The following is a 14,590-nucleotide window of genomic DNA, read 5'->3' as shown; positions in this document are numbered from 1 at the left end:
ACTCCGCAAACGCCATAGAATTGTTCGAGTGAGTGATTCCCGAGCCCCGTTAGACGTCGTCCTCATCGGCGGGGGCATCATGAGCGCGACCCTCGGCACCATGATCCAGCGGCTGCAGCCGGACTGGAAGGTTCGCGTGTACGAAGTTCTCGGCGAGGTGGCTCAGGAGAGCTCCAACCCGTGGAACAACGCAGGCACGGGCCACGCGGCGCTCTGCGAGCTCAACTACATGCCAGAGGCGAAGGACGGTACGGTCGACCCGGCCAAGGCGATCAGCATCAACGAGCAGTTCCAGCTGAGCAGGCAGTTCTGGTCGTCTCTCGCGCAGAAGGGCGAACTTCCGACCTCGTTCATCAGCTCGACCCCGCACATGACGTTCGTGCGCGGCGGCGAGAACGTGAAGTACCTGCGCAAGCGTTACGCGGCGCTCAAAGACCAGCCCCTGTTCCGCGGCATGGAGTACTCCGAAGACCACAGGGTGATCCGCGAATGGACCCCGCTGCTCATCAAGGGGCGTACCCGCGAACCGATCGCGGCCACGCGCATGGCTACCGGAACCGACGTCGACTTCGGTGCGCTCACGGCCGCCCTGTTCGAGGGACTCGTGGAGCGTGGCGGCGAGCTCTGGCTCAACTGCCGGGTCAAGGGCATCCGTCGTACTCGTGAGGGCAACTGGCGCCTGAGCGTGAAACACACGGTGGGCAACACCCCGCACACCGTGGATGCCCGGTTCGTGTTCGTGGGAGCCGGCGGCGGCGCGCTGCACCTGCTGCAGTCATCCGGAATCAAGGAGATCAAGGGCTTCGGCGGATTTCCGATCAGCGGCAAGTTCTTTCGCACCACCAACCCGAAGGTGGTCGCCCAGCACCACGCGAAGGTGTACGGCAAGGCGGCGGTCGGTGCGCCGCCGATGTCGGTTCCGCACCTGGATACCCGCGTCGTGAACGGGGAGGCGTCGCTCATGTTCGGGCCGTACGCCGGGTTCAGCCCGAAGTTCCTGAAGAAGGGCTCCTGGTGGGATCTTCCGGGCTCGGTGCGCGGCGGCAACCTCGGGCCCATGCTCGCGGTCGCGCGCGACAACTTCGACCTCATGAAATATCTGGTCGGTGAGCTTCTGGCATCGCGTGCCAAGCGGCTGCGCGCGTTGCAGGAGTTCCTGCCGACGGCCAAGAGCGAGGATTGGGAGCTCATCACCGCCGGCCAGCGCGTGCAGGTGATGAAGAAGGATGCCAAGCGCGGCGGGGTGCTGCAGTTCGGCACCGAGGTGGTCGCGGCATCCGACGGTTCGATCGCGGGTCTGCTCGGCGCGTCGCCCGGGGCGTCCACCGCCGTGCCGATCATGCTCGACCTTCTGAAGCGATGCTTCCCGCAGCAGTGGGGGCAGTGGGAGCCGAGACTCCTCGAGCTGATCCCGACCATGGGCAGCACGCTGAACGACAAGCCGGAGAAGGCCGCCCGGGTGATCGCCGAGACCTCGAAGGTGCTCGGCCTCGACGACTGAGGTCAGGCAAACACCGCGTCCGAGTTGTCGAGGCTACGGTCCGTGAGCCAAGACTATGGATGCGGCGTCGAGACTATGGATGCGGTGTCGAGGCTATGGATGCAGTGTCGAGACTACGGCCAACGACCGAAGTCTCGGCGACTGAATCGTAGTCTCGGCGATTCTGCGGACGCCGACGCGGGTTGGTACCCGGGCGGCAAGTCTGGTAACGTCTCGCGAGCTATGAAGAACTGACCGCCTTCGTCCCGCGCATGAGGCTCGACCCCTGCGGGTTCGCGACACATCGATGTCGCACCGCAGCGCACCCGACGAAGAACGGTCATCAGTCACCGTGACGGTCGTGCGTTGCGCGCGCTTCACGGGGGCGTCCGGCCGATTCTGACCTCGGATGCCAACGCCCGGCGGGATCCTCCGCTCGCGTCGGCGCCTGTCGTCGGCGTCTCGAGCGAACCGATTCGGGCCGGCACGGCCGTTCGTGGTCGTGCCGGCTCCAGGGCTCACCGAGCCCGGAGAGACGGTTCCATGCCAGTACGTTCCCCATCCCCTTCCCCCCTCGATATCAACCACATCGGCGCCGAACCGATCGACGCCGGCCCGGTCGGGTCCAGCCTGATCGAGTCCGGCCCCGTCGAGTCCGGCCCGGTCGAGTCCGGCCAGGTCGAGTCCAGCCCGGTCGAGTCCGGCCCGATCGAGTCCAGTCGCAACGACACAAGCCGCTTCGGGTCCAGCTCCGTCGACACCGTGAGTTCCTTCACTGCGCCCGCGACCGTCGCAGACTACGTGCGCGCCGACGGCGTCTCGCTGAGCTACGGTGTGCGCCCCGTGCTGACGGATGTCGCACTCACGGTTCCGCCCGGCTCCCGCGTCGGCCTGATCGGCGAGAACGGCGTCGGCAAATCAACGCTGCTGCGCGTGCTGGCCGGTGCGGAAGCGCCGGATCGCGGAGCCGTCGCGCGCCCGACGCGCACCGGATTCCTGTGGCAGGAGGTGCGGTTCGCGCCGCACGAGACGCTCGACTCCCTTGTCGAAGATGCTCTCGCGGAGGTGCGCGCCGTGGAACACGAGCTCGACGCGGCGGGCGTGGGCCTCGGTGAGGCATCCGCGCCGGAGCAGCTCGAGCGTGCATCCGCGCGGTACGACGCGGCGCTCGCCGCCGCCGAACGAGCGGATGTCTGGAGCATCGACACGCGCCGCGATCGCGTGCTCGAGGGCCTGGGCGTGCAGGGCATCCCGCTGCAGCGCACACTGGGCGAGGTGTCAGGGGGCCAGCGCAGCCGTTTCGCGCTCGCGGCACTGCTGCTGAGCCGGCCGGACGCCTTGCTTCTCGACGAGCCCACCAACCATCTGGACGACGACGCCGTGGGGTTCCTGCAGCGCCAACTCCTGCAGTGGAGCGGTCCTGTGCTGTTCGCCAGCCACGACCGGGTCTTCCTCGACGCCGTGGCGACGACGCTCGTCGACCTCGATCCTTCACGTACGAGTGTCACCGCACCGGGCGATGACGCCGGCCGGAGCGCATCCGGTGCGTCCGGACGCGGGCAGGTGCAGGCATCCGGAAACGGTGCGACGGTGTTCGGACGGCCCGCGACGGGCGAGGGCGCGTTCAGTGCGTACCTCGACCACAAAGCGGCCGAGCGCGAGCGCTGGGAACGGCGATACCGCGACGAGCAGGACGAGCTGAAACGGTTGCGGCACTCGACTGCCGTCACCGCTCGTTCCACGCATGCGGCAAGGGCTCCACGCGACAACGACAAGTTCATCGGCGTCTTCAAGGGTGCGCGAGTCGACGCCCAGATCGCCCGTCGCGTTCGCAACGCCCAGGGGCGCGTGGACGAGCTCGAACGCAACCAGGTGCGCAAGCCGCCGGCGTTGCTGGCTTTTGCGGGCATCCCGAGCGGATCGCATGGGCTCGACGAGGCGGCAGGCACGCTGATCCAGGTGACGGATGCCTGTGTGCATGACCGCCTGCAGGTTCAGCGCCTGCGCGTCGAGCCCGACGGGCGGCTGCTCGTCACAGGACCCAACGGTGTCGGCAAGTCCACGCTCCTCGGGCTGCTCGCCGGCACGATCGCACCGGATTCCGGGTCGGTCGTCCGCCGCAAGGGCCTGCGGGTCGGACTGCTGGAACAGGACGTGCGATTCCCCGAGCCGCACGCCACGCCACGGGTGCTCTATGCGAAGGCGATCGGCGAACGTCGCGCTGAGCAGCTGCCGCTCACCTCGCTCGGCCTGATGGCTCCACGCGATCTCGACCGGCCGGTCGGCTCGCTCTCGGTCGGGCAGCAGCGCAGGTTCGCATTGGCACTGATCATCGCGAGGCCGCCTCACGTGTTCCTGCTGGACGAGCCGACGAATCATCTGTCGCTCGCCCTGGCCGGAGAGCTCGAGGATGCCCTCGGGGGCTACCCGGGCGCGGTGGTCGTGGCCAGCCACGACCGCTGGCTGCGGCGGCGCTGGTCGGGCGTCGAGCTCGCCCTGGCGCCGATCGCCATCTCCGCTGCCGGTGATCGCGGTAGGCCCGCCGGTTGAGCGTCACCGCGAAGCTGCGCCGCCCGAAACCCGCGTCTTGGTTGCGGCTTCAGGTCGCACTTTCTGTCGGTCTCCTCGAAACTGACCGAGAGAAAGTGCGACTCGACCGCGTTTCGCTTGCGCGAACATAGAACAAGTGTTCGAATAGTCTCATGCGGTGGAGCGGGCAGGAGCTCATGGTCGAGCGGGGCGATGCCCTGCCCGGCCTGGCCATGCTCAACAACCTCGTACGCTCGGTGCGCACTCCCGAGTTCGCCGGTGTGACGTTCCATGAGGTGCTCGCCAAGTCCGCGCTGAACAAGGTTCCAGGAGGCGGAGGCGCCCTCCCGTTCGGCTGGACGATCAACCCGTATCGGGGTTGCCAGCATGCATGCCTTTACTGTTTCGCCCGGCCCACCCATCGGTACCTCGAGCTGAACATGGGGACAGACTTCGACCGCGAGATCATCGTCAAGGTGAACGTGGCCGACGTGTTGAGGCGCGAACTGGCGCGTCCGAGTTGGGCTGGGCATCCGGTCGCGCTGGGCACCAATACCGATCCGTATCAACGAGCCGAAGGCCGTTACCGGCTGATGCCCGACATCATCGGAGCGCTCGCAGACTCCGGCACGCCGTTCAGCATTCTGACGAAGGGCACGCTGTTGAGGCGTGACCTCGACCTGATCGCAGATGCCGCCACGAAGGTTCCCGTCGATCTCGCGATGTCGATCGCGGTCTACGACGACGAGCTGCAGAAGTCGGTGGAACCGGGAACACCGAGCACGAGAGCCAGGCTCGACACCGTGCGGGCAGTGCGGGAACACGGCCTCGATTGCTCGGTGTTCATGATGCCGATCCTGCCGTACCTCACCGATTCCCGGGCGCAGCTCGACGCCGCACTGGCCGCGGCAGCGGATGCCGGAGCGAGCTCGGTGCTGTACACGGCTCTGCACTTGAGACCGGGCGTGAAGGAGTGGTTCATGATGTGGCTCGAGCGGGAGTATCCGGAGCTCGTCGAGAAATATCGGGCCATGTACGCGTCGAAGGCGTACGCACCGGTGGAGTACCGCAAGTGGCTCGCCGCGCGCGTCAAACCGCTCATCGCCGCGCACGGGCTGCGGCGTGGGGAGGAGGATCCGGTCACCGGCGGCGTTCGCTCGGCGGCGCTGAACACCATGCGCGACGAGAAGGGCGACCGCGTGCGGTTCGAGGCAGCGTCGGCGGTGAACGCGCCGGGCGCCCCCGAACCGGTCGTGCCCGAAGAGCGCCTGACGCTGTTCTGAGCCTGCCCCGTGTACCCCGAAACGCGTGCCAGCGGAGCCCCTCGCGATCGGGGTACAGGGCTGGGGTACAAATTGGGTGCATCGCCGTGTCATAATCCTCACGATGTCTCTCGGGGTTCCGGCCCAGGTGGCGCGCGAGGCCGGCAACCACGCGGTCGCACGGTCGACGCAGGTCGCAGCGCTCATCTGCCTTGCCGCGGCGACGGCATCCGTGCTGGCGCCTGGACTGTTCCTCGACGTCGAGGTGCGCTGGTGGGCGACCGGCTCCCTGCTGCCGATGGCGGCACTCATGGTCGTGGTGATGGTGAAGGCCGGCCTTGCCGCGATGGTCGCCTACATCGTCGTGGGCGTGGCATCCACGTTCGGGTACACGATCGCTCTGCTCGAGCAGACCTACACGTACACCGACACGAACCTCTTCGTGGTCGCACTGCCGCTGGTGGCGTTGATGCTGATCGGCGGATCAGGGTCGGATGCCCGCATCGGGGTACTCTGGGCGACCGTCGCCTATGCGGCGGGCGACCTGGCCGTCTTCGGTGCCGCGACCGTGGCGCATCGCGAGTTCCGCTTCGACTCCGTCTCACTGGCCACCTATGTGTTGTTCATGGCGCTGCTCCTGTTCCACGGGGTGACACGCAGCGCCTACCGCGGCGCGCACACCCTGATCATGCGGATGCTCCGCCAGCAGCACGCCGACGAGCTCCGCCGGGCACTCGTGGCGGAGCTGCGCGCCGAGTTGCACGACACCACGCTCAGCGAACTGGCTGCGATCGCGACCGCGGAGCCCGGTCCCGTGCCCGAGGCGTTCCGCGCGCGGCTGCAGTCGGACATCCATCACTGGACCGACGAAACGCAGCGCACGCAAGCCTTGACCGAGACGGACGAGCGGGACTGGCGCGGAACGGAGCTCGCCCAAGCAATCGCTCAGGCCCGAGACGCAGGCCTGGTCGTGGACGTTTCGGGAGACTTCGGTCCTTACACGTCGCTGGCGCCGGGTGCCCGCCGCGCCGTCGGCCTCGCCGCCCGCCAGTGCCTGGTGAACGTGCTGAAACACTCCGGACAGTCGGCGGCCGACGTGATGCTCTCGGCATCAGGTGGTGCCGTCTCATTGGTGGTCGTGGACGCCGGCCGCGGCTTCGACGTCGGCACCCTCACAGCCGAGGGCAACGATCGAATGGGGCTGATGCACTCGGTCATCGAACGGGTGGAACGCGTCGGCGGGTCCGTGTCCGTGTTCTCCAAGCCCGGAGCGGGCACCTCCGTGCTCATGGTCGTTCCGCTCGTCCCGTCTGAGGATGCCGCCTGATGCACGACGTGATCCTCGACCGTGCGCCGATCCGGCTCGATCCGATCGGCGCGGCGGCGGCGTGGGGACTCGCGCCGCTGGTCGGCGGGATGTCGGTGGGGTACGCGCTGCTGCAGAGCATCCTGAATCGGGACGAGATCGTCTCGCCCGGGCTCGCGGTCGCGGCAGTGTGCCTGCTCGTCGCGGCCGGGACGGTGCTGTCCGTCGCCGTGCACCCCGCTATCGGGCGTCTCAGTGCCGGAGGCGCGGCCCTCGTCGTCGGAGCGGCCGTGGCCGCTTCCGTGTTGTCCGCGCTCTCGACCTGGGGACACAACCGCCTCGTGCAAGACGACTGGGGACAGATCGGCGTCGCGCTGATCGTCTTCGGCCTGCTCTGGATGCGCCCGCCCTGGGAGATCGGCGTGTTCGGCGTGTTCGGCGCGCTCGTGGTCGGGCTCCTTGCCGCCGCGCAGCACACCTCGCTCTACATCACGAACACGCCGTATGTCTACGCGGTCGTAGCGGCCACGCCCGTGCTCGTGCTGGGCTGCGTCGCCGCCACGGTCGGTGCGATCATCGCGAGGTTCAGTTCCGAATGGACCGTGTCGTCCGAACGCGGCATGCGCGCCCTGGAGCCCGAGTTCCGCATGCTCGAACACGATGCCCTTCGACGCGCCCAGCTCGACGAGTTGCGCCAGGCGACGCTGCCGCTGCTGGCATCCGTCTCGGAACGCGGATTCATCACCCAGTTCGATATCGACACCGCGACGGACGTGTCGGCGCGGCTGCGCGAACATGCACTCGAGCAGCTGCGCGTGACGTGGGTCGACAGCCTTCTGGCGGACACCAGGATCGACGAACAGGCGGTGCACGATCCCGAACGGCTGCTGCCGCACATGCCGTCGCGCGAACGTGCTGCCTTCAGCGCCTTCCTCGTCGAGTCGGTGCGCATCGGCGCGCTCGACCCCGTCGGTGCAGTCATCACGGTGCAGCGCAGTCCCACCGTCGACAGCTCGGAACGCACGAGATTCGAGCTCTCGATGCGCATCGCGGCCCACTGGCGATTCGTGCGACGTACGGCCCGCCCGTTCGTCAGCGTGCTGCGTTCGCTGAGCGGCGATGCCGCCATCACGAGAAATGGCTCCACCATGATCATGAGGTTCGGATTTGTCCCGGCGTGAGGGTCGCACCCCGGTGCGTGTGGGCATCCTCGATGACCACGAGCTGCTGCTGGACAGCCTCTCGAACTGGGTTCGTGAGCACGAGCCGCTGTTCGAGCTCGTCGTGGCGGCGCCCACATGGGTGGAACTCGTGCACTCGGCAGCGTTCCCCACCGATCTCGTGCTGATGGACCTCAATCTCACCGAGAAGGTCTCCATCGAGGCGCGGGTGCGAACCTGCCGGGCGGCGGGCGCTTCCGTCATCGTGCTCACCGCGCTCGACACTCCGGAGGAGCGCGAACGCTGCCTGAGGGCCGGTGCCCTCGCGTTCCTCTCCAAGGCGCAGCCGGTGCGTGAGGTGATGACGACCGCGAAGGCCGTGATGGGACTCGAGGATGCCGACCCCGCCGAACCCGCGCACGCCTTCTCGACCGCGCTGCCGCCGGCGAAGCCGAAGCTGAGCGACGGCGAGCGGTGGGCGCTTCTGCTCTATGTCGAAGGACACTCCACATCGCAGGTGGCAGACGAGATGAATGTGCAGTTCGAGACGGCGAAGACGTACCTGCGGCGCGTGCGGGAGAAGTATCAGCGCGCAGGCCGGCCGACGAGCACACGCTCGGACCTGGTGCGCCGCGCCGCGGAAGACGGCTATCTGACCTGAGTGGGCCGCGCCCCCAGCGCGCGAATACGATGACGGGGTGGCGAAACTGTACTTCCGGTTCGGGGCGATGAACAGCGGCAAGAGCACGGCGCTGCTGCAGGCTGCGTACAACTATGAGGAGCGCGGCCATCGCGTGCTGCTGGCGAAGCCTGCGATCGACACGAAAGGTGACGCCGGCATCGTCTCCCGTCTCGGCGTCACGCGGGATGCCGACTTCAGCATCGACCCCCAGGCCGACCTCTACCATCGGTTCCAGGTGCTGCGCGAGCGCACCGTCTCGCGCTTCGGCCGCGACGTGAGTTGCCTTCTCGTCGACGAGGCGCAGTTCCTCACAGAGGCCCAGGTGGATGACCTGCTGCGGATCGCCATCCTGGAGGATATTCCGGTGCTGGCATATGGCATCCGCACCGACTTCCAGACCGTCGCATTCCCCGGCAGCCGTCGGTTGCTCGAGGTGGCGCACAGCCTGGAAGAGCTGAAGACCATCTGCCGGTGTGGACGCAAGGCCATCTTCAACGCACGCACGATCAACGGGGTCTTCGTGTTCGACGGCGACCAGGTCGCGATCGAGGACGGCGATGATGTGGTCTATGAGTCGCTGTGCGGCGGGTGCTACCTGCAGGAGAGCGGTGGCACACTCAACAACGGGCGCCGGCACTGGCCGTTGACGGGTTCTGCCGTGGCCTACGCGAGCGAGCCCGACCCCGACTTCACGTAGCGTTGCGGGAACGGTCGGTTCGGCTCGTCCGAACCGTGTCGGACAGGATGTCTGCGGTTCCGGGCAGCATGGTCGCATGTCTATTGCACTGCTTCAACCGGAGGGTCTCGTACGCTCTCCCGCCTTCAGCCATGTGGCCGTTGTTCCGCCGGGAGCGACGACTGTGTATCTGGGCGGTCAGAACGGAGTGGATGAGACGGGGCGGGTCGTCTCCGACGACATTTCCGCACAGTCCGTCCGCGCGCTGGAGAATGCTGTGGTCGCGCTCCAAGCGGCCGGTGCGACGCTGGACGACGTCATCCAGTGGAACATCCTGTTCGATGAGCGCGCGGACCTTCGCGCCGCTTACGGTGCGATCGCGGCGAAGCTCGCCCGAGACGGGGCGCCGCCACTGGTCACCAGCGCCAGGGTCGCAGGTCTCGGCGTTCCCGGGGCGCTGATCGAGCTGAGCGCTGTCGCGGTGACCGAGCGGGAATCCGCCGCCGAATGACCCTGGGCCTGCACGTGCCGGGAATCCTCACGCCGGCAGGCGGTTGAACGAAGGGTGACCGAACTGCGCAAGGTGCCCCTCAACGTGCTCGACCTGGCCACCCGCGAGGCGGGCGCGGGCAACGCGGATGCCGTGGCCGGCAGCATCCGTCTCGCGCAGGTGGCCGAGAGACTCGGGTTTCACCGCTTCTGGGTCGCCGAGCATCATGGGATGCCCGCGGTCGCGTCGAGTGCGCCCGCGGTGCTGATCGCGGGGATCGCGGCGCGTACCGAGCGCATCCGGGTAGGCAGCGGGGGAGTGATGCTGCCGAACCACGCCCCGCTCGTGGTCGCGGAGCAATTCGGCACGTTGCGGGCCCTGTACGGCGACCGGATCGATCTCGGCATCGGTCGTGCGCCCGGCACCGATCAGGCGACTGCCGCCGCTCTCCGGCGCAGTGCGGATGCCCTTGGTGCCGAGGACTTTCCGCAGCAACTCCTGGATCTGCTCGGCTTCTTCACCGGAGGGTTCGCGCCGGACGACCCGCTCTCCGGCATCCGTGCCGTTCCCGGTCTCGGCGATCTGCCGCAGATCTGGCTGCTCGGCTCCAGCGGATACAGCGCTCAGGTGGCGGCTGCGCTCGGCCTTCCGTTCGCCTTCGCACACCACTTCGCGGGCGAGCACACCGAGGAGGCTCTGGCGCTCTACCGCGACCGGTTCAAGCCCGGCGCGACTCTGGAGAAGCCGCACGCGATGATCGCGGTCACCGTGCTGGCCCACGAGGACGCCGGCGAGGTGCGCAGACAGTCGCTGCCGGCCGCGATCTCGTTCCTGCAGATGCGACGCGGCCAGAAGCCCGAGCCCGTCTCGGTCGAGGAGGCCGCATCGCGCGAGTTCAGTCAGCTCGAACTGGACTTCATCGCGCAGCGGAACGCCCGGCAGGCGCTCGGCACTCCCGACGTCGTGCGCGTCGCTGCTCGCGTCGCTGCTCGCTTCCACCGGCGCCGACGAGCTCATGATCGCCTCGGGCGCCGCCGAATCGCATGCCCGCGTGCACTCGCTCGAGCTCGTGGCGGACCTCTTCGCCTGAGCCCCGCGGCGCCGCGGCCGGATCCCGTCCGCGTGATGAGCCGCGGCCGCGGCTCAGGCTCGTAGTCCGGGCTTGACGGCGATTCGGCCGCCGCCCATCCGCTGCAGCAGGAGCTTCTCATCGGTGCGCGCCAGCCACTCGTCGATGGCCTTCCTGGCGCCCTGCCAGTGAGCGTAATCGTCGAGCAGAAGTACGCCCCCAGGCACGACCCGGTCGTACATGTGCTCGAGCTCGTGTGCGGTCGAGTCGTACCAATCGGTGTCGAGACGCAGTAGCGCGATCTGCTCCGGGAGGATGCCGGGAACGGTCTGCTCGACGGGGCCTTGCACGAAACGAAGCCGCTCCTTCGGGTACGGAACGTCGGCGAATCCGGCCTTCACCTCCTCCAGCGACGCGTATGCCCAGATCGCGCTGTCGCGCTTGTTGTGCGCCGAGCGCTTCAGCCAGCGCGAAGGATGCACGCCGTCCCAGCGCAGATCCTTCTCGGACGGTTCCGTCATTCCCTCGAACGTGTCATAGAGGTACAGCTCGCGGTCGAGGTCGCCGCATTCGGCAAGGGTGCGTGCGACCGCTTGCATGCTTCCCCCGCGCCAGACCCCGCACTCGACGAAATCGCCCGGGATCTTGTGCAAAGCGACGTACCGTGTCGCCGTGATCAATGCATGCAGCTTGTCGACGTTCGTCATGGTGAACGGCGAGACGGCGCGGATGATCGACGCCATCTCGTCGTCGAAATCCAGCGGAATTCGCGGCTCGCCGAGGCTTCGCTCCGAGGCGGGCGCCGACTTGCCGGATACAGCCCAACCGGATGACCGGCGTGAGACCCTGCGGAGCTGAAAGCCGGTCATTCGGCCGATGGCCTCGTTGATGCTGTGCATTCGGGACACAGCGACAGCAAAGCACACACCTATCAACCGCGACCACTGTGGCGGATGCGAATGCGTCTGGATGCGCTCCCGACATCCCGACGAATGCTCCACAGTTGCCATTCCCCAACACCCTGGCGAATGAAAGAGGGACCGCCTGACGGCAGTCCCTTTTTCATTGGTCGGGGTGACAGGATTTGTCCCTACCGCCCCTCCACACGCGGCTTTGCCGCGCGCGGAGCCTCCGGCGGTGGGGGCCCACCTGCTCCGCAGGTGCCATTCCCCAACACCCCGGCGAATGAAAGAGGGACCGCCTGACGGCAGTCCCTCTTTCATTGGTCGGGGTGACAGGATTTGAACCTGCGGCCTCTTCGTCCCGAACGAAGCGCGCTACCAAGCTGCGCCACACCCCGATGGCCCCGAAAGGCCTCCATAAGAATACACGGTGGCGGGGGTCCCGATGACGACGCTAGGTACAGCCTGGCGGTCGTGCTCGGTGGTCAGTGGCCCTTCCCAGGCTGGGTTCCCGGCCCGGGTGGGTTCGGGCCGTTCCCCGGGTTCCCGCCGTTGCCGCCGGAGTTGCCGGAGTTCCCGCCGTTGCCCGGGGACGGAGTGCCCGTAGCCGGCGGCTTCGAGCCGCCACTGCCGTAGATGAGCTTGTTGTCCGGCGCCGGGAAGGCGCTTCCGCCGTACACCTGATTGAGCGCGGTGTCGATCTGCTTCACGATGTTGAACTTCACGTTGTTGCCTTGGATGCCCTTGAAATACACGTAGTGCATGTCGGTGGCTCCCGAGATCAGCCCGACCCACGTCGCCTGGGCGACCTTCGAGGTGGAGGTCACCAGCCAGTTCTCATGCGCGAAGTCGGTCGTGCCGGTCTTGCCCATGATCGGCACGCCGTCGTTGGGATTCGCTCCCGTCGCCGTTCCGGCGGTCATCACGTGCTGCAACGCCCAGGTGACGGTCGCGGCAACGTTCTCCGGGATCGCCTGCGTACAGGTGGTCTTCGGCACCGCGATGGCCTTCCCATTGGCATCCAGTGCCTTGTCGATGGCGACCGGGGTGCACATCCGTCCGCCGTTGGCGATGCCCGCGTACGCGCTGGCCATCGTGAGCGGTGCGATGTAGTTCGTTCCGATGATCATCGGTGGATTGATGACCCACGGATTGCCGTCGGGTGGCGGAGCGGGATTCGCCGAGTGCACGCCCAGCGCCTCTGCCGCGTTCGAGATGTTGCACAGGTTGAGCTTGGTGCCCATCATGGCGAACGCGGTGTTGACGGATGCCTCCGTCGCCTGCAGCACCGACATCGTGCCGCCCTCGGACGATTCATCGTTCGCAACGTTCCACACCACGTTGCCGAATCCGTCACCACACGTCGCGAACTGGGACTCCGGGAACGAGTGCACGTTCGCATTGATCGACTCGTAGAGCGAATGGCCGGCCTCGAGCCATGCCGTCAGGTCGAACGCCTTGAACAACGAACCCGTCTGGAAGCCGTTGGATCCGCCGTACGCGTAGTCGGTCGTGTAGTTGACGGATGTCGTGCCGGGCGGGGCGCCGCCGCTGTCGTCGTACTGCTTGTTCTCCACCATCGTGACGACCCGGCCCGTCCCGACCTCCATCGACACGTTCGCACCGCCGAGGTCGAGGTTGCCGTACGTCGGCGGGATGTAGTTGCTCAGCGCGGCCTGCGCCGTTCCCTGCAGATCGAGGTTCAGGGTGGTGTACACGTTGAGCCCGCCCTGCTGGAACAGTGCTTGTCGTTGATCCGCCGTCTTGCCGAAAGCCGGATCCGACAGCATGATGCGCTGCACGTAGTCGCAGAAGAACCCGGCATCCGATTGCACAGCGCTCGAGCATCCCGACTGCTTCGGCGTGATGTGCGGCTCGACCTTCGTCGCGACCGCCTGCTCGTACTCCGCATTCGAGATCTTGTGGTTCACGAGCATCCGTTGCAGCACGTAGTTGCGACGCTCCAGGGTGGCCGGAAAACCTTTCGCCGCCACGTTGTCGGACGAGCTCGACTGGTCGTCGATGCGAAGGTAGTTCGGGTTGTTGAGAATGGCGATCAGGGTCGCGGCCTGCGGCAGGCTCAGGCTCTTGGCATCCGTTCCGAAGTAATACTGCGCCGCCGCCTGGATGCCGTACACGCGACCGCCGAAGCCCACGATGTTGAGGTAGCTGAGCAGGATCTGATCCTTGCTGTACCGCTTGTCGAGACCGATCGCGTACCGGATCTCCTGCACCTTGCGTTGCACGGTCACCCCGGTGGCGTCGATGTAGCAGGCCTCGAACTTCGCCTGCTGCTGCTTCTGCACCGTGGGGGCGGCATCCGGGTCGACCGCGTCGTCCTGCTCACAACGCTGCACGAGGATGTTCTTCACGTACTGCTGGGTGATGGATGATCCGCCCTGCACGTCCTTGCCGCTGGCGGTGGACAGCGCCCCGCGCACCGTGCCGAAGACGTCGATTCCGCCCTCGCTGTAGAACCGGGGGTCTTCGGTGGCGACGGCGGCGTCCTTGACCGTCTGCACGATGCCCTCCCACGGCACGTCCTCCCGGTTCTGCGCGTAGAACGTGGCGATCGGCACCTCCTGACCGCCCTTGGTCGCGTAGAACGTCGTGGTCTGGTCCAGTGGTTGCGGGGCGAGGTAGTCGGGCAGCCCGTCGAACATCCCGGTGCCGTCGCTGACGGCCAACGAAGCCACGGCGACCACCGGAGTCACGGCGCTCACCATGAGCACACCGGCGACCGCGCTCATCGCGATGAACCCTGCAAGAGCACCCCAGGCGCCGACACGTGACGTCACCTTGTCGAGGCTACGCTCGCGGTTCGCCTACGTCACGAGCGGCATGCGGATGTCGCGTGGTTGGAACCTCCCGCGGGTTGAGCTTGCCTGTCCCTCCCGTGGGTTGTGTGAGGCTCGCCCCTCCCGCGCGTTGTGGGAGCCTGTCCCTCCCGCGGGCTGTGCGAGCCTCGCCCCTCCCGCGGGTTGAGCTTGCCTGTCCCTCCCGTGGGTTGTGCGAGCCTCGCTCTTCCCGCGGG

The 14,590-nt window shown here is 67.2% G+C and carries 11 protein-coding genes and 1 tRNA gene; 9 read left to right on the top strand and 3 right to left on the bottom strand.

Annotation, left to right across the window (positions count from 1 at the left end):
- The first annotated feature begins 28 nt into the window (after positions 1 to 28).
- From ACYVDK_RS02605 to ACYVDK_RS02565, 9 genes are all read left to right on the top strand, one after another.
- Positions 29 to 1,501 (top strand): malate:quinone oxidoreductase, encoded by a 1,473-nt coding sequence (locus ACYVDK_RS02605; RefSeq protein WP_460517527.1) that lies wholly within the window; start codon positions 29 to 31, stop codon positions 1,499 to 1,501.
- A gap of 522 nt (positions 1,502 to 2,023) precedes the next feature.
- The gene (locus ACYVDK_RS02600) at positions 2,024 to 4,030 is read left to right on the top strand and encodes an ABC-F family ATP-binding cassette domain-containing protein (RefSeq protein ID WP_460517524.1); all 2,007 of its coding nucleotides are present in this window, start codon (positions 2,024 to 2,026) and stop codon (positions 4,028 to 4,030) included.
- Positions 4,031 to 4,182: 152 nt separating this feature from the next.
- Positions 4,183 to 5,292, top strand: a complete 1,110-nt coding sequence (locus ACYVDK_RS02595; RefSeq protein WP_460517521.1) for a radical SAM family protein — start codon at positions 4,183 to 4,185, stop codon at positions 5,290 to 5,292.
- A gap of 103 nt (positions 5,293 to 5,395) precedes the next feature.
- Positions 5,396 to 6,598, top strand: a complete 1,203-nt coding sequence (locus ACYVDK_RS02590) for a sensor histidine kinase (protein ID WP_460517518.1) — start codon at positions 5,396 to 5,398, stop codon at positions 6,596 to 6,598.
- Entirely contained in the window at positions 6,598 to 7,758 is a 1,161-nt protein-coding gene (locus tag ACYVDK_RS02585) for a hypothetical protein (RefSeq protein WP_460517515.1), read from the top strand. Before ACYVDK_RS02590 ends, ACYVDK_RS02585 begins: the two co-directional genes overlap by 1 nt.
- Positions 7,745 to 8,398, top strand: a complete 654-nt coding sequence (locus ACYVDK_RS02580) for a response regulator (RefSeq protein WP_460517512.1) — start codon at positions 7,745 to 7,747, stop codon at positions 8,396 to 8,398. The genes ACYVDK_RS02585 and ACYVDK_RS02580 overlap by 14 nt, the downstream gene beginning before the upstream one ends.
- 37 nt (positions 8,399 to 8,435) lie before the next feature.
- Complete coding sequence (locus ACYVDK_RS02575) at positions 8,436 to 9,116, top strand: thymidine kinase (RefSeq protein ID WP_460517509.1); 681 nt, start codon at positions 8,436 to 8,438, stop codon at positions 9,114 to 9,116.
- A gap of 76 nt (positions 9,117 to 9,192) precedes the next feature.
- The gene (locus ACYVDK_RS02570) at positions 9,193 to 9,606 is read left to right on the top strand and encodes a RidA family protein (RefSeq protein WP_460517506.1); all 414 of its coding nucleotides are present in this window, start codon (positions 9,193 to 9,195) and stop codon (positions 9,604 to 9,606) included.
- A 54-nt stretch (positions 9,607 to 9,660) separates the two neighbouring features.
- Positions 9,661 to 10,740, top strand: a complete 1,080-nt coding sequence (locus tag ACYVDK_RS02565) for an LLM class flavin-dependent oxidoreductase (protein WP_460517503.1) — start codon at positions 9,661 to 9,663, stop codon at positions 10,738 to 10,740.
- Here the strand turns inward: ACYVDK_RS02565 and ACYVDK_RS02560 are convergent.
- From ACYVDK_RS02560 to ACYVDK_RS02550, 3 genes are all read right to left on the bottom strand, one after another.
- Positions 10,729 to 11,553: a class I SAM-dependent methyltransferase gene (locus ACYVDK_RS02560; RefSeq protein ID WP_460517668.1), complete on the bottom strand. Its 825-nt coding sequence runs from the start codon at positions 11,551 to 11,553 to the stop codon at positions 10,729 to 10,731. The two genes, ACYVDK_RS02565 and ACYVDK_RS02560, sit on opposite strands and share 12 nt — an antisense overlap.
- A gap of 324 nt (positions 11,554 to 11,877) precedes the next feature.
- Positions 11,878 to 11,954, bottom strand: a tRNA-Pro gene (locus ACYVDK_RS02555).
- 87 nt (positions 11,955 to 12,041) lie between these two features.
- The gene (locus ACYVDK_RS02550; RefSeq protein ID WP_460517500.1) at positions 12,042 to 14,354 is read right to left on the bottom strand and encodes a transglycosylase domain-containing protein; all 2,313 of its coding nucleotides are present in this window, start codon (positions 14,352 to 14,354) and stop codon (positions 12,042 to 12,044) included.
- Positions 14,355 to 14,590: the final 236 nt, after the last annotated feature.

The sequence above is a fragment of the Humibacter antri genome (assembly GCF_054777235.1).
Note: the sequence above shows the minus strand (reverse complement) of the source record. Positions and strands in the feature narration are given on the sequence as shown.

What these genes read in the sequence shown, in the direction of transcription:
- ACYVDK_RS02600 (WP_460517524.1), top strand. Translation starts at nt 2,024, where the DNA reads ATGCCAGTACGTTCCCCATCCCCTTCCCCCCTCGATATCAACCACATC.
- ACYVDK_RS02595 (WP_460517521.1), top strand. Translation starts at nt 4,183, where the DNA reads ATGCGGTGGAGCGGGCAGGAGCTCATGGTCGAGCGGGGCGATGCCCTG.
- ACYVDK_RS02590 (WP_460517518.1), top strand. Translation starts at nt 5,396, where the DNA reads ATGTCTCTCGGGGTTCCGGCCCAGGTGGCGCGCGAGGCCGGCAACCAC.
- ACYVDK_RS02585 (WP_460517515.1), top strand. Translation starts at nt 6,598, where the DNA reads ATGCACGACGTGATCCTCGACCGTGCGCCGATCCGGCTCGATCCGATC.
- ACYVDK_RS02570 (WP_460517506.1), top strand. Translation starts at nt 9,193, where the DNA reads ATGTCTATTGCACTGCTTCAACCGGAGGGTCTCGTACGCTCTCCCGCC.
- ACYVDK_RS02560 (WP_460517668.1), bottom strand. Translation starts at nt 11,553, where the DNA reads ATGCACAGCATCAACGAGGCCATCGGCCGAATGACCGGCTTTCAGCTC.